Source organism: Paractinoplanes tereljensis (assembly GCF_016862435.1).
GTDB lineage: Bacteria > Actinomycetota > Actinomycetes > Mycobacteriales > Micromonosporaceae > Actinoplanes > Actinoplanes tereljensis.
The window spans coordinates 67504-87049 of record NZ_BOMY01000008.1 but is presented as its reverse complement, the minus strand read 5'-3'; the positions used below and the strand labels follow the sequence as shown (position 1 = coordinate 87049).

Below are 19546 nucleotides of genomic sequence, written 5' to 3'. Positions count from 1 at the left end.
CCGGTAACCTTGTCGGAGTGTCGGTAACCCCTTCCGTAAATCCTTCTGGCCGTCGGGTCGCCCTTCTCACCCTCGGCTGCGCCCGTAACGAGGTCGACTCCGAGGAGCTGGCCGCCCGCCTCGATGCCGGTGGCTGGCAGGTCAGCACCGATGCTGAGGGTGCGGACGTGGTGCTGGTCAACACGTGTGGCTTCGTGGAGAAGGCGAAGCAGGACTCGATCGAGACCCTGTTGGCCGCGGCCGACACCGGCGCCAAGGTGGTGGCGGCCGGGTGCATGGCCGAGCGGTACGGCAAGGAGCTCGCCGAGAGCCTGCCCGAGGCGCAGGCCGTGCTCGGCTTCGACGACTACGCCGACATCGCGTCGCGGCTCGACGGGGTGCTGGCCGGCGAGCGGTTCGACGCGCACACCCCGCGCGACCGCCGCGAGCTGCTGCCGATCACGCCGGTGCAGCGCCAAGCGGCCAAGGTGGTCATCCCCGGGCACGCCACGGTCGACGAGCACACCCCGGCCCACCTGCGTAAGGTGCTGCGCCACCGGCTCGAGTCCGGCCCGGTGGCCTCGCTCAAGCTCGCCAGCGGCTGCGACCGGCGCTGCTCGTTCTGCGCGATCCCGGCGTTCCGCGGCGCGTTCGTCTCCCGCGACCCGCAGGAATTGCTGGCCGAGGCCGAGTGGCTGGCCCGGACCGGCGTGCGCGAGCTGGTGCTGGTGAGTGAGAACAGCACGTCCTACGGCAAGGACCTGGGCGACCCGCGCCTGCTGGAAAAACTGCTGCCGCAGCTGGCCGCGGTCGACGGCATCGTCCGGGTGCGGGCCAGCTACCTGCAGCCCGCCGAGACCCGGCCCGGCCTGGTCGAGGTGATCGCCAATACGCCCGGCGTGGCCGCCTACTACGACCTCTCCTTCCAGCACTCCAGTGAGCCGGTGCTGCGCCGGATGCGGCGCTTCGGCTCCACCGAACGCTTCCTCGACCTGCTCGACTCCGCCCGCGCGCTGGCGCCCGCGGCCGGCGCCCGCAGCAACTTCATCGTCGGGTTCCCCGGCGAGACCCGGGAGGACGTCGACGAGCTGGTCCGCTTCCTCAGCGAGGCCCGGCTCGACGCGATCGGTGTCTTCGACTACAGCGACGAGGACGGCACCGAAGCGGCCGGCCTGACCGGCAAGGTCCGGGAAGACACCATCAAGAAGCGGTACGACAGGGTGGTCTCGCTGGCCGACGAGCTGTGCGCCCAGCGGGCCGAGGAGCGGCTGGGCAGCATCGTCGAGGTGCTTGTCGACTCGATCGCGGCCGGTGAGGTCGAGGGCCGGGCCGAGCACCAGGCGCCGGAGGTGGACGGTTCCACCACCCTGGTCGGCGGCGATCTCGCGGCGCTGCGGCCCGGTGACCTCGTCCGGGCCCGGGTGACCGCGACCGAGGGAGTCGACCTGATCGCGGAGCCGGTCGAGATGATCGATGCGGCCCCGGTGTCATCGCGTGGCTGACGAGCCGGCCCCGGCGGTCCCGCCCCGGGTGGTGTCGCTGTACAACCCGGCGAACATCCTCACCGTGGTGCGGATCATCCTGGTCCCGGTGTTCGTGGCCATCGTGGTCGCGTCCGGCCTGGCCGACAACGGCTCGCGCATCGCTGCCTGCCTGGTCTTCTGCCTGGCCTCGGCGACCGACTTCGTGGACGGCTGGATCGCCCGCAAGTGGTCGATGGTCACCTCGTTCGGCAAGATCGCCGACCCGATCGCGGACAAGGCGCTGACCGGCACGGCGTTGATCCTGCTGTCCGCCTACGACCGGTTGCCGTGGTGGGTGACGGTGCTCATCCTGGCCCGCGAGTGGGGCGTGACGGCGCTGCGCTTCTGGGTCATCCGGTACGGCGTGATCGCGGCGAGCCGCGGCGGCAAACTGAAGACGGTGCTGCAGATCGCCGCGATCGCGTGGTACCTGTGGCCGGTGCCCTCGCCGGCCGACGTGGTCGGGCCGTGGCTGATGGGCGCGGCCCTGGTCGTCACCGTGGTCACCGGCGGCGACTACGTGGTCCAGGCACTGCGTCTGCGCCGCGATCACTAGGATTGGCCCGTGGAGCCGAGCCTTGCTGCGGCCGATGCGGTGCACCGGCTGGTCGAGCGCGGCGAAACGCTGGCCACCGCCGAGTCGCTGACCGGCGGTCTGGTGGCCGCCACGATCGTCGAGATTCCCGGGGTGAGCGCCGTTTTCCGGGGCGGTCTCGTGGTCTACGCGACCGAGCTCAAGGCCGTGCTGGCCGGGGTGTCGCCGACGCTGCTGGCCGAACGCGGCCCGGTCGATCCGGACGTCGCACTCGCGCTGGCGGCCGGCGCACGGGAGCGCTGCGGCGCCGACTGGGGCGTGTCCACCACCGGGGTGGCCGGTCCGGATCCGCAGGACGGCAAGGCGGTGGGACTGGTCTATGTGGCCGTCGCCGGGCCGACCGGTGCGCAGGTGCGGGAACTGAAACTGGAAGGTAACCGCGCGGTCATCCGAACGGAAAGTGTGACCGCTGTCCTGAGTCTGCTCTCAGAGAAACTGCAAGCGGCGTCGTCCACCGTCTGAGCTGGGAATCTTCCAGTGATCACGGTGGTTGGAAGGAAGTCCCGCCGCCGGGCGATCCCGGAATTCGGCGGGGCGGGATGTCGGCGTCGCCGGCAACGGGTACGGTTGCGGGAAGCCTCCGGCGCATGCCGGCGGCCCGCCGCAGGAGGAGGTGCCATGGTCCTGCTACGCCGGGTTATCGGCGACGCACTTCGGGCGCGCCGGCAGGGACAGCACCGCACGCTGCGCGAGGTGTCCACCGCCGCGAATGTCAGCCTGGGGTACCTGTCCGAGATCGAGCGCGGCCAGAAGGAAGCGTCAAGCGAACTTCTCGCCGCGATCTGTGAGGCGCTCGGCGCCCGCCTGTCCGAACTTCTCGGTGAGGTGAGCGACACTCTGTCGCTGGCCGAGGAGATGGAAGGCGTGCTGGTGCCGGTCGAGGGAAAGCCGGCCGACGTCTCGGTCTCCGTTCGGCAGGAATCGCCGCTGAAGGCGACGCTGCGCACCACTCGGAAGCCACGCGAGGTTGTGTACGCCGCATAGGCCACCTGAAACTCAGGGCCGGTTTGCCTTCGGGGCGAGCCGGCCCTTTTCTCGTGCCCTTCCGGGATCGACCCTGAGGCTGGACGCAGCGTAACCTCGGAGCGTGGGGGAGACCCTGAGATCCCCCCGAGGTCACGTGACGCCGGTGGCGCGGAGCTGACACGATGGAACGCACGCGCCATCCAGGTGGCGCCGAAGACTGAGCGACATTGAGGGGATACCGCGAGATGGCGAACCCGTTCGTCAAGGGCTGGCGTTACATGATGGCGCTCTTCGGCGCGAAGATCGATGAATACGCCGATCCGAAGGTCCAGATCCAGCAGGCCATCGAGGATGCGCAGCGGCAGCACCAGGCTCTCGTGCAGCAGGCTGCGGCGGTCATCGGCAACCAGCGACAGCTGGAGATGAAGCTGTCCCGCCAGATGTCCGAGGTCGAGAAACTACAGGGCATGGCCCGGCAGGCGCTCGTCCTGGCCGACAAGGCGCGCACCGATGGCAACGAGTCCGAGGCGCAGAAATACGAGTCGACCGCGCAGACGCTGGCCACCCAGCTGGTGTCGGGCGAGCAGTCGATGGAGGACCTCAAGACCCTCCACGACCAGGCGCTCGGTGCGGCCGGTCAGGCGCGCAAGGCGGTGGAGAACAACGCGATGGTGCTCCAGCAGCGCATCGCCGAGCGTTCCCGCCTGCTCAGCCAGCTCGAGCAGGCCAAGATGCAGGAAACCGTGGCCAAGTCGCTCGAGTCGATGTCGTCGCTCGCCGCGCCCGGCAACACGCCGTCGCTCGACGAGGTCCGCGACAAGATCGAGCAGCGCTACGCGAACGCCATGGGCCGCGCCGAGCTCGCTTCGAACTCGGTCGAGGGCCGCATGCTCGAGGTGCAGAAATCGAGCCTCGACCTGGCCGGCTCGTCCCGGCTCGAGCAGATCCGGGCCAGCATGGCGGGCGAGAAGCTCGGTGCCGCGCCGGCCCAGCCGGCCGTCGAGCAGGCTCCGTCGGCCGACCCGGCCAGCGTGGCCCGGCTCGACGAGATCCGCGCCAGCATGAATCAGAAGCGGGGCGACACCAGCGCTGCGGGCTGACGCCCGAGACGACGGGGAGGACGACGGTGGACGAGCGGACCAGGTATTTCCGCCGGCTCAAGCGGCTGCGCGGTTCCGCGCGGCGGTGGAGCGTCATGGGTGGCGGCCTGACCGCGGCCACCGTCGTCCTCGTTCCCTACTCCGGGATCGGCGTGGTCGACGCGATCTGGGCGGCGGCGGCCGGTTCCTCGGTGGCCCTGGCCTGGTGGCGGTGGAGTGATCACCGCCAGCTGGCGGCGCTGCCCGCACCACCCGCGCCCGACCCGGCGCTGGCCGGTCAGCGGCTGACCGCCGCGATCGAGCGGTTTCCGGCCGGCCGCACTGTGATCAACGAGGTGCGCCGGCAGAAGAACCGCTACGCCCTGCGCGGTTCGGCGATCACCCGGGCCTGGGACCGGCTGGACCGCGCGTCGGCCACCCTGACCGCCCTGGCCGGCCGTCTCACCGGGCCCGGCGAGGCCGCCCTCCTGGAGGCGGCGGTGGCCGAGCAGTGGCTGCGCGACCTGGGCCAGCGGGTGGCGAGCGTCGAGCGGGCGATTCCGCTCACCCCGCCCGACCGACGGTCCTCGATCGAGGAGTCGCACGCGAGCCTGGCCGATCAGTTCACCGAGGGTGTCGACGCCTACGAGATGCTGGTCGCGGCGGCCGCCAGTTACGTCGCCGAGGACGGCCACCCGATCGCCGAGGGCCGGCACCCGGCGGTGGCGAGCCTGATCGACGCCACCGACCGCATGCGCGGGATCGCCGAGGGCCTGGCCGAGCTGAAACGCCCGCCCGCCGCTCAGGTTTAGGGCCGGGGCTGGCAGCGCGGACACCAATAGGTGACGCGCTCGTCCTGGTCGGCTTTGCGGATCGCGGTGCCGCACCGGCGGCACGGCTGTGCCCGTCGGCCGTAGACATAGCTCGTCTCGCCGCGCCGCAGCGATCCGGTGGTGGTCTGGGTCCAGCGACCCCGGTTCGAGGCGACCAGCTTCTGGGCCAGCGTCACCGTGCCGGTGAGATCGGGGATCGCCGAGACCGGCGTCCACGGCCACAGTCCACGCAGGAACATCGTCTCGGCCTTGTAGAGGTTGCCGACGCCGGCCAGGTTGCGCTGGTCGAGCAGCGCCTCCGCGATGGTCGCAGTGGGGTTCGCGGTGATCCGGCGGACCGCCTCGACCGGATCCCAGTCGTCGCCGAGCAGATCCGGGCCGAGATGCCCGACCAGCGTCTCCTCGTCGGCGGTCGGTACCAGCGTCACCTCGTGCAGGTGATAGCCGACCGCCACCGAGCGGGCGGTGCGCAGCACCACCCGGATCAGGTGGGCGGGCCGGCCGGTCCAGCGTTCGCCCGGCGCGTACGCCCGCCAGGCCCCGTCCATCCGCAGGTGCGAGTGCAGGGTGAGCGGCACCTCGCCGTCCCGGGTGAGCCGCAGCAGCAGGTGCTTGCCGCGGCTTGCCGACTCGGCCACCGTCCAGCCACTCAGGTCGGCGGTGGCCAGCTGCGGCACCCGGAAGTCGCTGCCGGTCACCACGTCGCCGGTCAGGGCCTTCTCGAGCACCCGTGCGGTGTTCCAGACGGTGTCACCCTCAGGCATGGGTCTCCTAGAGGCGCTCGCTGATCCGGATCAGGTCGCCGGGCCGGACGGAGAGCACGACCACGGCCCGGCCGTTGTTGACGGCGATCGCCACGTGCCCGGCCGAGTCCTCGTAGACCAGCAGGTCCCCCGGGCCGACCTCGGCGAACGTGCTGCCCCGATGGGCCCGGACCGCGCCGTTGACCTCCAGGTCGGGGCCGAGCCCGGCCAGCACCTCGCCACCCGCGGCGAGCTGCACGTTGCCGAACCGGTCGACGGTGATGACCTCGGACTCGATCCAGCCGTCGCCGACGGTCACCACCGGGTCGGGCAGGCGCACCAGTGTGTCCGGGTCGACCCGCGGGCCGGCCTCGCTCGGTGCGGCGCCGAGCGCGAGCTTGGCCGCGGCCGGTGCGAAGACGTCGCGGCCGTGGAAGGTGCGCGAGACGTCGCCCAGCGTCCAGTCCTTGTTGGCCAGCTCGTAGGCGATCTCGATGCCGCCGAGCGCCTCGGCCGCCCAGATCAGCAACCCGTTGTCCGGGCCGACCAGCAGGCCGTTGGGGGTGCCGAGCACCAGGCCACGCCGGGACGTGCCGACGCCCGGGTCGACCACCGCCAGGTGCACCGAGGGCGGCAGGAACGGCGCGGTCTGGGCGAGCACCGCGGCTCCGCGCGACACGTCGGCCGGCGGCACGTGATGAGTCACGTCGATGACGCGCACGTCCGGCGCCAAGCGCGCGATCGTTCCGTGGCACGCCGCGACGAAACCGTCGAACGTCCCGTAATCGGTAGTGAAGCTGATCCATCCATATCCGGCCACGGTGGTCTACGTTACTGTGCCGACACGCAATGCGATCTGGCAGGTTGGATCCATGCGTTTCGTGATCTTCACCGAGCCCCAGCAGGGGGCAACCCACAACGACCTGCTTCAGGTCGCGCAAACCGCCGAGGCAGCCGGTTTCGACGGCTTCTTCCGCTCCGACCACTACCTGGCGATGGGCGGCTCCGGCGAACCCGGCCCGACCGACGCCTGGGTCACCCTGGGTGCGCTGGCCGTGCAGACCTCCCGCATCCGGCTCGGCACGCTGGTGACGTCGGCCACGTTCCGGCTGCCCGGCCCGCTGGCCATCGCGGTGGCGCAGGTCGACGAGATGAGCGGCGGGCGGATCGAGTTCGGTCTGGGCGGCGGCTGGTTCGAGAAGGAGCACACCGCCTACGGCATCCCGTTCCCGGCGGTCGGCGAGCGCTTCGACCGCCTCGAGGAGCAACTGGAGATCATCACCGGCCTGTGGGGCACGCCGTCCGGCGAGTCGTACAGCTTCGACGGCAAGCACTACCAGCTGCTCGATTCGCCGGCGCTGCCGAAGCCGGTGCAGTCGCCGCGACCGCCGGTGATCATCGGCGGGCACGGCAAGAAGCGCACCCCCGCGCTGGCCGCCCGCTACGCCGACGAGTTCAACGTGCCGTTCTCCAAGATCGAGGACATCGCGCCGATCTACGAGCGGGTGCGGGCCGCCAGCGCGGCCATCGGCCGGGCGACACCGCCGGCCTTCTCCGCGGCCGCGGTGCTCTGCGTGGGACGCGACGACGCCGAGGTCCGGCGGCGGGCCGCGGCCATCGGCCGCGAGGTCGAGGAGATGCGCGAGAACGGCGGCGTCGTGGGCACGCTCTCCGAGGCGGCGGAGGCCATCCAGGCGTACGCCGAGGCCGGCGCGACCAGGCTCTTCCTCCAGGTGCTCGACCTGTCCGATCTGGACCACGTGGAGCTGGCCGCCCAGCTGGGCTGAGGTTGTTCCGGGCGGCCACGGCCGCCCGGAAAACTACCTGACGTCGATGAAGATCGGGTTCGTGTAGAACCAGGTGTCCAGCCACGGATCGCCGTTGCCGGGCTCGTGGGCGATCGGCCCACGCGGGTCGATCTTCGCGCCGAGCAGGCCGGGACCGTTGCGGCGGCCGTCGCTGCCGCGCAGCCGCAGGTAGGTCGGCTCGGTGATCGCGTCGATCGGGATACGCAGCGTGTAGGTGCCGGAGCGCCGGCTCACGTCGACGCTCTGCACGACCCGGGTGGCCGGGGCCCGCCAGTCGGTGCGGTCCTTGGCCGGGCCGCGCACGGCACCCCGGATCACGTCGACGTGCGCGAGCTTCGGCAGCTCGCCGTGGTAGTTCGGGCGGGACGCGGTGGTGACCGTGACCTCCAGGGTGAGCCGCTGGCCACGGCGCACCGTCACCCGGCCGCCCAGCGTGACGCCGTCCAGCCGCACGTTGATGCCGTCCAGCAGCTGCCCGTGGTCGACCCAGACCCGACCGGCTCGCAGGCCGGCCATCAGCTGCGGGTAGCCGTACCCGGTGACGCCCACGTGGGTGCGGCTGAACTGGCCGGGCCAGAAGTCGCTGCCCGGCTGCGGGGTGCCGGTGTTGACCGGGTCGGGCAGCTTGCCGGTGTTGTCGAAGTTCTGCCCGGCCGGCCAGTCACCGTTGCGCCAGGTGTCGTAGACGCTCCGGTGGTTGTCCGAGTTGGACGTGACCGAGAACAGCCGGCCCTCGGACAGCATCGCGTCCCACATGCCGCCGACCGTGGCGGTCATCCAGTCGAAGCCGCCGTACGTCACGTACGACTCGGCCGGGAACGCGGTCCAGGACTGGGCGGACGGCTTGTTCTCGTACTCACCGCGAATCGAGTTGGCGCCGCGCCAGCCGGGCAGCGCCGCGCCCTGGGAACCGGGCGCGCCCTCCATGCCGATCATGACGCTGGGGTCGGCGTCCCGCCACGCCCGCAGCTCACCGGGCGAGTCGATACCGAGCCGGGACGGATGGTTGGCGAGCACCAGCACGTCCGGCACGTCGCCGGCCCGCCGGCGGGCGGCCAGCCACTTGATCGCGTCCACCGCCAGCCGCTGGTTCTCCGGGGTGTCGGCGGTGCGGCCGAGCAGCTTGCCGTCGTAGGCGAGCTCGAACTGCCGCAGGATCTCGGCCTCGTTCGGGCCGGGCGCGGTGAACACGGTGGCGTGCTCGGCGGCCGGGATGTACCACTCCAGGCCCTGGAAGATCAGCATCCGCGGGTTCTCGGCCCGCGCCGTCAGCACCTCGGCGTGCTCGGCGAGCGCGCCGCCCGCGTTCGCGTGGCCGAAGTTGCTGTGCTCGGTGAACACCATCCAGTCCAGGCCGAACTGGGCCGCGCGCAACGCCTGCTGGGAGAACGTGTACTTGGCGTCGTGGCTGTAGACCGTATGCACGTGGTGGTCACCGACCAGCCAGGCCAGCTCCGGGTCGTCGTGGTCGCGGCCGTGGGCGGCCGCCGGCGTCGCCACGCCGGTGGCGGCCAGGCCGCCGAACAGGCCGGCGGCCACCAGCAAGCCGCGGCGGGAGACGCCCTGCGGGTCCAACTCCTCGGCGGGTACGGCGGGGTCCGCCCATTCTGGAAGCATCGTCGTCCTCAGCTGTTCAGGAACTGGTCGGGGCGGAGCGCCTTGCCGACGATCCGGACGTCACCGAGCCAGCCGTAGAAGGTCTGCTCGACGACATTGGCGTAGTGATAGGCGCCGAGCAACCACGGCTTGTTCGCGGTGACCAGCCCGGCCGCCGGGGTGGACGGGTTGCGCAGCACCGGGCACCCGTCGACGTACATGACGGTGTGCGTGCCGTCGTTGACCACCGCGACGTGCCACCAGGTGTTCAGCGGCAGCAGGTGGCTCCAGTTCGTGGAGATCTTGTTGAGGTTGCGCGGGAACACGGCCCACTGCAGCTCGGCCCCGGACGACAGGTTGAGCGTCGCCGACGGCTCGTCCGGGTCGTCCCCGGTCTTGCCGGTGTCGCCGCCGGTGCCACCCCGGGTCACCACTCCGCACCAGGCGTGCGCGTCGAAGTCGGCGGGCAGTTTCAGGAACGCCTCGATCGTGTAGCCGCGCTCCAGCGTCAGCCTGTTGAGCGGCGCGCTGTCGACGGTGCGCAGGTAGGAGCCCTTGTTCCGGCCGCCGCTGAATCGGAGGCTGGCGTGCGCCGGTTGGTCGGGGTGGTGCTCGGCGGTGAGGGCGAGCGGGGACGCGGTGGCCAGGGCGGCGGCGATCAGGTCGTTGCCGTTGCCGGACAGGTCGGCCGCCCGCTCGGTGCCGTCGAAGCGCCAGTAGGCGAGCGTGCCCGGCACCAGCACCTTGGACGCCGGGCGCGGGTCGCGCGGCTTCACCGGGGCGAACCCGGCGAACCGGGCCGGGAAGTCGATGTCCAGGCTGAACCGGTTGGCGTCGCCGGTCAGCTCGATCTCCAGCTCGGCGAGCTCGTTGCGCCTGGCGGCCGGCAGACCCTGGAAGTACGGCGAGATGGTCTCCACGTCGACGCAGCCCCGGGCCAGGTCGAAGCGGTAGAGCCGGATCATCGCCCCGCCGCCGTAGTACCGGTCCTGGTAGTTGGCGATGTGCACGTGGACGTCGTGCCCGGCGTCGTTCTTCAGCACGGTGCGTCCCGGCGGCCAGAAGTGCCCGTTCAGGGTGAGGAAGATCTGGTCGTTGCGGGCGATGAACTGGTCCCACAGCTGCCGGCCGAAGTCGGACAGGTGCGCCGCGCCGCTGTCGTCGGCGAACGCCAGCTCGTGCGTCGTCACGATCACCGGCAGCGCCGCGTGCTTGTCGAGCACCGACTGCGCCCAGGCGAGGCCGGCCGTCGACGGCCGCCAGTCCAGCGCCAGCACCAGCCACTGCCGCCCGCCCGCACTGAACAGGTGATAGCTGTTGTAACCGTCCGGGCTGGACCCGCCGTACGTCTTGGCGCGCTTGAACCGGGCCGGCCCGAAGGTCCGCAGGTACGGGCTGTTGCCGCGCTGGTCGGTGGTGTTCGACGTGATGTCGTGGTTGCCGGCCAGCACGCTGTACCCGGCACCGGCCCGGTCCAGCACGGTGAACGCTTTGCCGATCGCCGCGAACTCCTCGGCGAGCCCGTTCTGGGTCAGGTCGCCCAGGTGGGACAGGAAGGCGATGTTCTCGTCGCCGGCCCGTTCGAGGATCCAGCGCAGCGAGGCGTCGAGCGGCCGGGAGTCACCCCGGTCCTCGTCGAAGAGGTACTGAGTGTCCGGCATGACCACCAGCGTGAAGCGCTGATTGTCCTGGTCGGGCCGCCATCCGGGCGTGGCTTGGGCGGGCGTGGCCATCGCGGTGCTCGCGAGCGCACCGGCACCGAGCAGGCCGGCCGTCCGCAGCAGGCCGCGGCGGCTGGCGCGGGGAGTGAGGTCACCGTGATCGTGCAGGTCGGCGCAGCTCGCCGAGGAGGCCATGGCGTGGGCCAGGCAGGGATCGTCGTTCTCGTGCATCGGCTCACTGTCGTGAGTCGATCCGACCTGGCCCGGAACTCATGGCGAACGGGGAACGATCACCAGACGTCGCCCACCTACTGTTTGACGACAACGGCCAGCTTGTGCAGCACGTCCTCCCAGCCGGCGCCGAACTGCGCGGCCACCTCGGGCATCGCGGCCGCCAGCTGATCGAGCCGCTCATGCGTCAGCCGCAGTTGGGTGCCGCCGTCCGGGGTGTCCTCCAGGGTGACCGTGAGCGTCGAATCGAACATCTGCTCGGACTCCGGCCCGGTCATGCCCCACCGCCACACGATGCGGCGGTCCGGCACCAGTTCGAGGATCTCGGCGTCGAAGCCGCCGATCGGCCGGCCGTCCTGCTCCTGCCAGATCCGGAAGCTCCCGCCGACCCGTTCGTCGACCTCGGCCCGGGTGCACTCGCTGCTGCCCGGCGCCAGCCAGCGGCGCAGGATCTCGGGCTCGAGCCAGGCGCGATAGACCGCGGACGCGGGGGCGGGCAGGGTTATCTCACGTCGAACGTTCACGGTGTCTCCTTCTTGAGGACGTCACGCAGGGCGTCCAGCCGGGTGTCCCAGAACTCTTCGTAGAAACGCAGCCAGGCGGTGGCATCGGCCAGCGGTCGAGGTTCCAGCCGGCAGACATGCCGGCGACCGATGACCGTACGGCGGACCAGCCCCGCCTCTTCGAGGACCTTGACGTGCTTGGAGGCTCCGGCCAGCGACATGTGCAGCGGTTCGGCCAGCTCGCCGACCGTGAGCTCGCCACCCGACAGCCGGCGCAGCATGCTCCGCCGCGCCTCGTGGGCCAGCGCATGGAACACGCCGTCCAGATCCTCAACCATGTGGTTGAACTTAGCGTCGCGCAAGCCAATGCACAACCATTTGGTTGAGTGTTGTCGTGGCCTATCCTTCGAGATCGTGGGGCTCTACATCGCGCGGGACCGGAACACGACGGTGATCTCTCGTGCGGTCCTGCACGTCCACGACGGCCGCCGGGTGCGGCGGTCCTGGAGCGCCCTCGTCGAGACCCGCGTCCCGGAGCGGCACACGCCGCCCGACCGCTCGGTGCCGGTGGTGGTGGCGATCGGCCTGCCGCCGGTGCTGGTCACATTGATCGCGCTGCGCTTTCTCGGCATCGAGCTGGCCATCGTGCTGGGTGTCTTCCTGCTGCTCACGCTGATTTCGGTGGTCCCCGCGATCCACGGCCGCCGGGCTCGCCGTTCGCGGCAACAGCCCGGGCCCGACGCGCGCAGGCTGACCGCGGCGGCCGAGCGCACCGCCTTCGACCGGGCCGTCGCCATCGCCGACCGGATCAGCGAGACCTGGCCGGCGCTCGGCAACCTGGTCGACGTCCCCGCGGCCGAGGCGCTGCTGGCCGACGCGCTGTGGGAGATCACCGGTCTGCTCGTCCGCCGCCAGGAGCTGAGCGCTGTGCTGGCCGACCTGACCCGGCCCGACTTCGTCGGTCTGTCGCCGGCCGACGGCACCGCCGAGCGGCTCCAGGCCCAGATCCGGGCCACCAAACAGGCGTTGTCCGGCGTCGAGATCGATCTGGCCGGCCGCGAGGCGAGCCTGCGGCGAGCCGAGGAGGCCGGCCGCACGTTCATCCGCGAGCGAGAGATGCGCCAGGCCATCCAGGCCGCCGAGCGCTCCCTGGGCACCCAACCCGAGGCGGCCCGGCCCGCCGACCCCGCCGCCGACCTGGCCGAACAAACCCAGCTGGTGTTAAGCGCCTACCGAGAGCTGACCGCCGGCCTCCGCCCGGACTGACCACCGGCCCCTCAGCCGCGTTGAGCGCTCGCCCTGCCCGAGGCCTCCCCGGCCTGGAGCCGGCCTCAGCCGCGCCGAGCTTTCCGCCCCGGCCCTGGCCTCCCCGGCCTGGAGCCGGCCTCAGCCGCGCCGAGCTTTCCGCCCCGGCCCTGGCCTCCCGGGGGCCGGGAGGCGGCCTCAGCCGCGTAGGCGCAGGCCGCGGGGGGTGGCGCGGAAGCCGGCCGTGGTGAGGGCCTCGCTCAGCGGGGTGGCGTGCACGGCCTCGCCGTCGGCCCGTTCGACCGACATCGGGCCGAGGGCGCCGGAGCGGACCGCGTCGGCCAGGGCCCGGCCCGCCGCGATCAGCGTTTCCGGGTCGTCGGTGAAGGAGAGCAGGGTGCGGCCGCCGCGTTCGACGTAGAGCGCCAGGTCGCCGCCGACCACCACGACCAGGGCACCGGCCTTGCGACCGGCGCGGTGGCCGGCCTTGGTGGTCGGTTCGCCGTCGCCGGTGTCGATCACCCTCTCCGGCCAGGGCAGCGCGGCGCCGTAGGGGTTGGCCGGGTCGGTCGAGGCCAGCACGACGGCGCTGGTGCCGCGGCGCGGTGCCTCGTCGGGGTCGGCCAGGGCCCGCAGCCGGTCGACCGCGCCGGGGACGGCGAACTGGGCCGCGCCCAGGCCCTCGACGAAGTAGCCGCGGCGGGCCGCGCCCCGCTCCTCCAGCGCGCCCAGCACCGGGTAGACGGCGGCGAAACCGCCGGTCACGCCCTCGGCCATCACCGCGCCACGGGTCACCACGCCGTGCCGCTCGAGCAAAAGGTCGGCCAGGGCGGCGGCGCGGCGGGTCGGGTCGAGGTCGCGATCGGGCAGGCGAGACCAGCGGCCGGCCATGTTGGGTGGGCCGCCGCGGGCCGGCATGGTCGGGCGGCCGGGCCGGCGATAGCGGGTGCGGGCCGGGGCGGCCTTGGCCCGGTGGGCGCCGCTGCCGCCGAGCAGGGCGCGCAGCGGGGCGAGGGTGTCGTTGGTGAGGTGACCGGCCCACACCAGGTCCCACACGGCGGACGCCAGCTCGGTGTCGTCGGTGGCGCCCAGCCGGTCGGAGAGCGAGCGGAAGAACAGGGCCTGGCCGTCCCCGAGCGCCTCGAGGACGCGTTGGTGCAGCGGGGTCAGGGCCAGTTCGTCGTCGGCCGGGGGGAGCAGCAGCGGGGCGCTGTCGGCCCAGGCGAGGGTGACCCAGCCGTCGCCGGCGCCGATCGAGCCGGAGCCGGCCCAGAGCACGTCGCCGCCCGCGCACAACTCGTCGAGCTGAGGCGGGCTGTAGTCGGCGACCCGGGCCGGCAGGACCAGGCGTTCCCACGCCGAGGCCGGCACCGCGATGCCCTGCAACTGCTCGATCGAGGCGGCGAGCGCGTCGAGGCCACGGGCGTTGCCGCCGATCTGGTGCCAGCGCGGCAGGAAGGCGGCGAGGACTCGCGGCGGCACCGGCTCGATCTCGCGGCGCAACGCGGCCAGCGACCGCCGGCGCAGCATGCGCAGCACCTCGGAGTCGCACCACTCGGTGCCGGCGCCGCCGGGGGTGAACTCGCCCGAGCCGACCCGCCCGGTCGCGCCAAGCCGCTTGAGGGTCTGCTCGACCACGAACACGCCGAGGCCGAACCGGGCCGCACAGGTCGCCGCCGCGAACGGGCCGTGCGTGCGGGCGTAACGGGCCACCAGATCGCCGAGCGGGTCGGAGACCGGCTCGAGGTAGGCCTCCGGGATGCCGACCGGCAGAGCCACGCCCAGGGCGTCGCGATAGCGGCCGGCGTCGTCGATGCCGATCCAGCGTTCCTCGCCCGCGACCCGGATGCGGATGGCCCGGCGGGCCGCCTCCAGCGACGCCGGCCAGGACTCCTCGACCCCACGCAGCGCGAGCTCGGCCGGGGACAGGTCGCCCAGCAGGCGCAACAGTTCGGCGGTGTCCTCGGCGTCGCGCGGCTGCCGCCGGCTGGTCAGCCACTGCAGCTGGGACTCGGTCTCGGCGACCACCGCCGGGTCGAGCAGCTCGCGCAGGTCGACCCGGCCGAGCAGCTCGCCGAGCAGCGTCGAGTCGAGGGCGAGCGCGGCCGCCCGGCGCTCGGCCAGCGGGGCGTCGCCCTCGTAGAGGAACGCACCCACGTAACCGAACAGCAGCGACCGGGCGAACGGCGACGGCCGCGGGGTCTCCACCTCGACCAGCCGCACCTTGCGGCCGGCCACCTCGCGCATCAGCCCGATCAGGCCGGGCACGTCGAAGACGTCCTGCAGGCACTCCCGGGCGGCCTCCAGGGTGACCGGGAAGTCGGCGAACTCGCGGGCCACGTCGAGCAGCTGGGCCGAGCGCTGCCGTTGCTGCCAGAGCGGCTGGCGGCGGCGCGGGTCACGGCGGGGCAGCAGCAGCGAGCGGGCCGCGCACTCGCGGAACCGGGACGCGAACAGCGCCGACGTGCCGACCGATTCCTCGACCAGCTGGGCGATCTCGTCGGCGTCGAAGGCCACCAGGTCGGCGCCGGGCGGTTCCTCGGCGGTGTCCGGCAGGCGCACGACGATGCCGTCGTCGGACGGCATGACCTGGCCGTCCACGCCGTAACGCTCGGACAGCCGGCGGGCGATGGCCAGGGCCCAGGGCGCGTTGACCCGGGCACCCAGGACACAGTGCACGGTCATCCGCCAGTCGCCCAGCTCGTCGCGGAACCGCTCGACCACCACCGTGCGGTCGTCCGGCAGGTGCCGGGTCGCCTCGCGTTGCTCGCGCAGGTAGGCGATCAGGTTGTCGGCGGCCCACTCGTCCAGGCCGGCCTTGCGCAGCGTGGCGGTGCCCGCCTCGTCGCCGGCCCGGGAAAGCGACCGCAGCTGGGCGCCGATGGCCCGGCCCAGCTCGACCGGGCGGCCCAGCGAGTCGCCCTTCCAGAACGGCATCCGGGCCGGTGCGCCGGGCGCGGGGGAGACCAGCACCCGGTCGGGGGTGATGTCCTCGATCCGCCACGACGTGGAGCCGAGCAGGAAGACGTCGCCGACCCGGGACTCGTAGACCATCTCCTCGTCGAGCTCGCCGACCCGGGACGCGCGCTCGGCGCCGGCCAGGAAGACGCCGAACATGCCCCGGTCGGGGATGGTGCCGCCGCTGGTCACGGCCAGGTGCTGGGCGCCGGGCCGGCCGGTGAGCTGGTCGGTGCCGCGGTCCCAGACCAGGCGGGGGCGCAGCTCGGCGAACGCGGTCGACGGGTAACGGCCGGAGAGCATGTCGAGCACCGCGTGCAGGGCCGAGTCGGGCAGCTCGGCGAACGGCGCGGCCCGGCGGACGAGCGCGGCCAGCTCGTCGACCTGCCAGGCGTCGAGCGCCACCATCGCCACGATCTGCTGGGCCAGCACGTCGAGCGGGTTACGCGGGTAGTGCAGTTCCTCGATTGCGCCCTCGGTCATCCGGGACGCCACCACCGCGCAGGAGACCAGGTCACCGCGGTGCTTCGGGAAGACCACCCCACGGGAGACGGCGCCGACCTGGTGCCCGGCCCGGCCGACGCGTTGCAGGCCGGCCGCCACCGACGGCGGCGCCTCGATCTGCACCACCAGGTCGACCGCGCCCATGTCGATGCCGAGTTCGAGGCTGGAGGTGGCGACCACGGCCGGGAGCAGGCCCGACTTGAGCGCTTCCTCGATCTGTTTGCGCTCCTCACGGGAGACGCTGCCGTGGTGCGCGCGGGCGACGATCGGCGGGGCACCGCCGGCCTGCCCGGACTGGGCCATGATCTCGGCCGGCAATTTGGCCGGAGCCGGCGGCGTCTCTCCCGCTCTTTCCAAAGCCAGCTCGTTGATGCGGGCGCAGAGCCGCTCGGCCCCGCGCCGGGAGTTGGTGAAGACGATCGTCGAGCGGTGCTCCTGGATGAGGTCGAGCACCCGTTCCTCGACCGCCGGCCAGATCGACGGGGCGCGCCGGTTACCGTCCGGGTCGTCGAGGCCCACGTCGGGCACCTCGTCGAGGCGGGTCATGTCTTCCACCGGGACGACCACCGAGACCTCGATGGTCTTGGCGCTGGGTGGCTGGACGATCGCCACGTCGTGCGCGCCGCCGAGGAACCGGGCGGTCTCGTCGATCGGGCGGACCGTCGCGGACAGGCCGACCCGCTGGGCGGGCCGGCCCAGCAGCGCGTCGAGCCGTTCGAGCGAGAGGGCCAGGTGGGCGCCGCGCTTGGTGGCCGCGACCGCGTGCACCTCGTCGAGGATCACCGTCTCGACCCCGCGCAGCGACTCGCGCGCGGCCGAGGTGAGCAGGAGATAGAGCGACTCGGGCGTGGTGATCAGGATGTCGGGCGGGGTGCGGGCGAACAGGCGGCGCTCGTCGGCCGGGGTGTCGCCGGTGCGCATGCCGACGGTGATGTCGGGCGGCGGGATGCCGAGCCGGCCGGACGCCTGCCGGATGCCGGTGAGCGGGGCCCGCAGGTTGCGCTCGACGTCGACCGCGAGGGCCTTCAGCGGGCTCACGTAGAGCACCCGGCAGCGTCGTTTCGGGTCTTCCGGGACCGGCTCGTGGGCCAGCCGGTCGATCGACCAGAGGAACGCGGCGAGCGTCTTGCCGGAGCCGGTCGGCGCCACCACCAGCGCGTTTCGCCCCGCGCCGATGGCCTGCCAGGCGCCGGCCTGGGCGGCGGTGGGCGCGGCGAAGGCGGCGGTGAACCACTCCCGGGTGGCCACGCCGAACTGCGCCATGACGTCCTTCACGCCAACCATCTTGCCCCCGGGGTATGACAAAACTTGGCGGCAATGACACGCGTCTATCGGTCAGGTGGCCGACGACGACTACCTGTCAGACCATGGTGCGGTGATGCGATGAGGGCATATACACAACGCGTCACGCGACGAATACGACAGGAGGCCCGTGTTCATCCCCATGCCACACGTACGGCGCCTCGGAGGCGCCGCCGCGGCTCTCGCCGTGGTTGCCACCGTCACTCTCTTCGCCTCACCGGCCCGCGCGGCCGGCGACGGCTACGTCCGCCTGGCCCACCTGTCCCCGGACACGCCGGCCGTGGACGTCTATCTCCGTTCGGTCACCAACGCGATCAAGCCGCAGACCTTCAAGGGCGTCGCCTACGGCGCGATGTCCGCCTACCTGCGGCTGCCCACCGGCAACTACCAGGTCGCGATGCGCAAGGCGGGCGCGGCGGCCAGCACCAAGCCGGTCCTCACCACCGACGTCGACGTCGAGAACGGCGCCGCCTACACGGTGGCCGGCGTCGGCCGCTTCGCCGACCTGGGGCTGCGCGTGCTCCAGGACGACCTGAAGCTGCCCGATCCGGGCAAGTCCAAGGTCCGGATCATCCAGGCGTCGGTCAAGGCGCCGGTGCTCGACGTCGCCGGCCAGAACGGCACCAAGATCGCCGATGGCGTCCAGTTCGCCTCCACCACCGACTATCGCGAGGTCAAACCCGGTAAGTGGAGCGTGCAGGTGATTCCTACCGGCGGCGGAAAGACCAGCGTGCTGCCCTGCACGCTCGGGGCCGGCAGCGTCTATTCGCTTGTCGTCCTCGACGACCAGGGCGGCGGGCTTAAACCGGAGTTGCACGTCGACGCGGAACGGCAGGGCACGGTCCCGCTCGGCGGCGTCGCCACCGGCGACGGCGGCAGCCAGGCCGGCTCCCGGGTGCCGATGGCCCTGCTGCTCGCGGGGCTCGCCGCGATCTTCAGCGGTGGGTTGGTCGTGGTGCTGCGGCGCCGGCTCCGGGCAGCCTGAAGGTGTACGCCGTGCCGGCCGACGAACGCAACGACGACCCGACCGTGATCCCGCGTGGAATCGACGACTACCCCGAGCACCCGGCTCGCGGGGTGTCGGCGGTCGCGGGCGCCCTCTCGGTGCCCCGCCGCCGCGCGGTCTGGCCGGCCATTCCCCGGCCGGGGGTGCTGTTCGAACGGCCGGCACCGGCGCCGACCCTGGTGGCGCCGGCCATTCGCCCGCCTGTTCCTGGGGACCCGACGGGTAAACCGCTTGGTGGGACTGGGCAGCCCGGCGCGAAAGCGCCGAACACCGTACGGAAAAAGAAAAGCCTGCGGCGTCTCGGACGCCGGGCCGCGTTGCCGGCCGGAACCGCCGCCCTGGCCGCGTTCGTGGTTGGCACCACCTACCTGGCCCTCGCCGGGCACACCGTCGCCACCGACCCTGACATCGGCCGATGGGCCCCATCGGCGCAGGCCACCCTGCCGGCGGCGATCCAGGGCGCGGGCAACGCGGGCCGGCCACCGGGCGATCCGTTCGGCCAGGCCGCCGTCGTGGCGAGCGGGGCGCCCACCCGCGTCCGAGTGTCGGCCATCGGGCTGGATTCGGCGCTGGAAACGCTGCACGTCGCGAAGGGCGTGCTGGTGGCGCCGAAGCGCTTCGACCGCGCGGGGTGGTACTCGGAGGGAACGGCTCCCGGCGATGTCGGACCGGCGGTGATCGCCGGGCACGTCGACTCGAAGGCGGGACCGGCGATTTTCTACCGGCTGCGAGAACTCACCGCCGGTGACAAGATCGAGGTGGTGCGTGGCGGCGTCGTGCTGAAGTTCGTCGTAACCCGCACCGCGTGGTACCCGAAGAAGAGCTTCCCCACCGACCAGGTGTACGGCCCGACCCCCGACCGGCAACTCCGATTGATCACCTGCGGTGGGGTGTTCGACCACCGGCTCCGGTCCTACCAGGACAACCTCGTGGTCTACGCGGTGGCCGGGTGATCGTCGTTCCGCCGGACGGGGCAGCCTGCTTATTCTGAAGCCGAGACGACGGGTGGGGGCC

17 protein-coding genes are annotated in these 19546 nt (G+C 72.3%); 10 read left to right on the top strand and 7 right to left on the bottom strand.

The window, feature by feature from the left end; translation table 11 throughout:
- Positions 1–17: 17 nt before the first annotated feature.
- From rimO to pspM, 6 genes are all read left to right on the top strand, one after another.
- The gene (rimO, locus tag Ate02nite_RS06020; RefSeq protein WP_203800221.1) at positions 18–1481 is read left to right on the top strand and encodes a 30S ribosomal protein S12 methylthiotransferase RimO; all 1464 of its coding nucleotides are present in this window, start codon (positions 18–20) and stop codon (positions 1479–1481) included.
- Complete coding sequence (gene pgsA, locus Ate02nite_RS06015; protein ID WP_239147156.1) at positions 1474–2058, top strand: CDP-diacylglycerol--glycerol-3-phosphate 3-phosphatidyltransferase; 585 nt, start codon at positions 1474–1476, stop codon at positions 2056–2058. Before rimO ends, pgsA begins: the two co-directional genes overlap by 8 nt.
- A gap of 9 nt (positions 2059–2067) precedes the next feature.
- The gene (locus Ate02nite_RS06010) at positions 2068–2559 is read left to right on the top strand and encodes a CinA family protein (RefSeq protein ID WP_203800209.1); all 492 of its coding nucleotides are present in this window, start codon (positions 2068–2070) and stop codon (positions 2557–2559) included.
- A gap of 156 nt (positions 2560–2715) precedes the next feature.
- Positions 2716–3081 (top strand): helix-turn-helix domain-containing protein, encoded by a 366-nt coding sequence (locus Ate02nite_RS06005; protein ID WP_203800207.1) that lies wholly within the window; start codon positions 2716–2718, stop codon positions 3079–3081.
- A gap of 227 nt (positions 3082–3308) precedes the next feature.
- Positions 3309–4163, top strand: coding sequence for a PspA/IM30 family protein (locus tag Ate02nite_RS06000; protein ID WP_203800204.1), 855 nt, complete (start codon positions 3309–3311; stop codon positions 4161–4163).
- 26 nt (positions 4164–4189) lie between these two features.
- A complete protein-coding gene (pspM, locus tag Ate02nite_RS05995) occupies positions 4190–4954 on the top strand; it encodes a phage shock envelope stress response protein PspM (protein WP_203800202.1) in 765 nt (254 codons plus the stop codon).
- On the opposite strand, the gene Ate02nite_RS05990 is transcribed toward pspM, so the two are convergent.
- Together Ate02nite_RS05990 and Ate02nite_RS05985 are read right to left on the bottom strand one after the other, a co-directional pair.
- Complete coding sequence (locus tag Ate02nite_RS05990; protein ID WP_203800199.1) at positions 4951–5739, bottom strand: DNA-formamidopyrimidine glycosylase family protein; 789 nt, start codon at positions 5737–5739, stop codon at positions 4951–4953. The two genes, pspM and Ate02nite_RS05990, sit on opposite strands and share 4 nt — an antisense overlap.
- Positions 5740–5746: 7 nt before the next feature.
- On the bottom strand, positions 5747–6538 hold the full coding sequence (locus Ate02nite_RS05985) for an SAM hydrolase/SAM-dependent halogenase family protein (RefSeq protein ID WP_203800197.1): 792 nt from the start codon (positions 6536–6538) through the stop codon (positions 5747–5749).
- A gap of 52 nt (positions 6539–6590) precedes the next feature.
- Between Ate02nite_RS05985 and Ate02nite_RS05980 the strand changes: the two genes are divergently transcribed.
- Positions 6591–7505, top strand: coding sequence for an LLM class F420-dependent oxidoreductase (locus tag Ate02nite_RS05980; protein WP_203800194.1), 915 nt, complete (start codon positions 6591–6593; stop codon positions 7503–7505).
- 33 nt (positions 7506–7538) lie between these two features.
- On the opposite strand, the gene Ate02nite_RS05975 is transcribed toward Ate02nite_RS05980, so the two are convergent.
- The 4 genes from Ate02nite_RS05975 to Ate02nite_RS05960 all read right to left on the bottom strand — a co-directional run bounded on the left by Ate02nite_RS05975 (position 7539) and on the right by Ate02nite_RS05960 (position 11855).
- Positions 7539–9143: a PHP domain-containing protein gene (locus Ate02nite_RS05975; protein WP_203800193.1), complete on the bottom strand. Its 1605-nt coding sequence runs from the start codon at positions 9141–9143 to the stop codon at positions 7539–7541.
- An 8-nt stretch (positions 9144–9151) separates the two neighbouring features.
- Positions 9152–11014, bottom strand: coding sequence for a LamG-like jellyroll fold domain-containing protein (locus tag Ate02nite_RS05970; RefSeq protein WP_203800191.1), 1863 nt, complete (start codon positions 11012–11014; stop codon positions 9152–9154).
- Between the two features lie 77 nt (positions 11015–11091).
- Entirely contained in the window at positions 11092–11538 is a 447-nt protein-coding gene (locus Ate02nite_RS05965; protein WP_203800189.1) for an SRPBCC family protein, read from the bottom strand.
- Positions 11535–11855 (bottom strand): ArsR/SmtB family transcription factor, encoded by a 321-nt coding sequence (locus tag Ate02nite_RS05960; RefSeq protein ID WP_203800187.1) that lies wholly within the window; start codon positions 11853–11855, stop codon positions 11535–11537. Before Ate02nite_RS05960 ends, Ate02nite_RS05965 begins: the two co-directional genes overlap by 4 nt.
- 76 nt (positions 11856–11931) lie before the next feature.
- Between Ate02nite_RS05960 and Ate02nite_RS05955 the strand changes: the two genes are divergently transcribed.
- On the top strand, positions 11932–12783 hold the full coding sequence (locus tag Ate02nite_RS05955; RefSeq protein ID WP_203800185.1) for a hypothetical protein: 852 nt from the start codon (positions 11932–11934) through the stop codon (positions 12781–12783).
- A gap of 177 nt (positions 12784–12960) precedes the next feature.
- Here the strand turns inward: Ate02nite_RS05955 and Ate02nite_RS05950 are convergent, their stop codons facing one another.
- The gene (locus tag Ate02nite_RS05950; protein WP_438871157.1) at positions 12961–17487 is read right to left on the bottom strand and encodes an ATP-dependent helicase; all 4527 of its coding nucleotides are present in this window, start codon (positions 17485–17487) and stop codon (positions 12961–12963) included.
- 169 nt (positions 17488–17656) lie between these two features.
- Here Ate02nite_RS05950 and Ate02nite_RS05945 point away from each other — a divergent pair, with 169 nt between their 5' ends.
- Together Ate02nite_RS05945 and Ate02nite_RS48625 are read left to right on the top strand one after the other, a co-directional pair.
- A complete protein-coding gene (locus tag Ate02nite_RS05945) occupies positions 17657–18511 on the top strand; it encodes a DUF4397 domain-containing protein (protein WP_203800180.1) in 855 nt (284 codons plus the stop codon).
- 11 nt (positions 18512–18522) lie between these two features.
- Complete coding sequence (locus tag Ate02nite_RS48625) at positions 18523–19485, top strand: class F sortase (protein WP_239147155.1); 963 nt, start codon at positions 18523–18525, stop codon at positions 19483–19485.
- The last annotated feature ends 61 nt before the right edge of the window (positions 19486–19546 follow it).

Coding starts and splice junctions, on each gene's coding strand:
- Ate02nite_RS06005 (WP_203800207.1), top strand. CDS start 2,716: ATGGTCCTGCTACGCCGGGTTATCGGCGACGCACTTCGGGCGCGCCGG.
- Ate02nite_RS06000 (WP_203800204.1), top strand. CDS start 3,309: ATGGCGAACCCGTTCGTCAAGGGCTGGCGTTACATGATGGCGCTCTTC.
- Ate02nite_RS05990 (WP_203800199.1), bottom strand. CDS start 5,739: ATGCCTGAGGGTGACACCGTCTGGAACACCGCACGGGTGCTCGAGAAG.
- Ate02nite_RS05980 (WP_203800194.1), top strand. CDS start 6,591: ATGCGTTTCGTGATCTTCACCGAGCCCCAGCAGGGGGCAACCCACAAC.
- Ate02nite_RS05975 (WP_203800193.1), bottom strand. CDS start 9,143: ATGCTTCCAGAATGGGCGGACCCCGCCGTACCCGCCGAGGAGTTGGAC.
- Ate02nite_RS05970 (WP_203800191.1), bottom strand. CDS start 11,014: ATGCACGAGAACGACGATCCCTGCCTGGCCCACGCCATGGCCTCCTCG.
- Ate02nite_RS05960 (WP_203800187.1), bottom strand. CDS start 11,855: ATGGTTGAGGATCTGGACGGCGTGTTCCATGCGCTGGCCCACGAGGCG.
- Ate02nite_RS05950 (WP_438871157.1), bottom strand. CDS start 17,487: ATGGCGCAGTTCGGCGTGGCCACCCGGGAGTGGTTCACCGCCGCCTTC.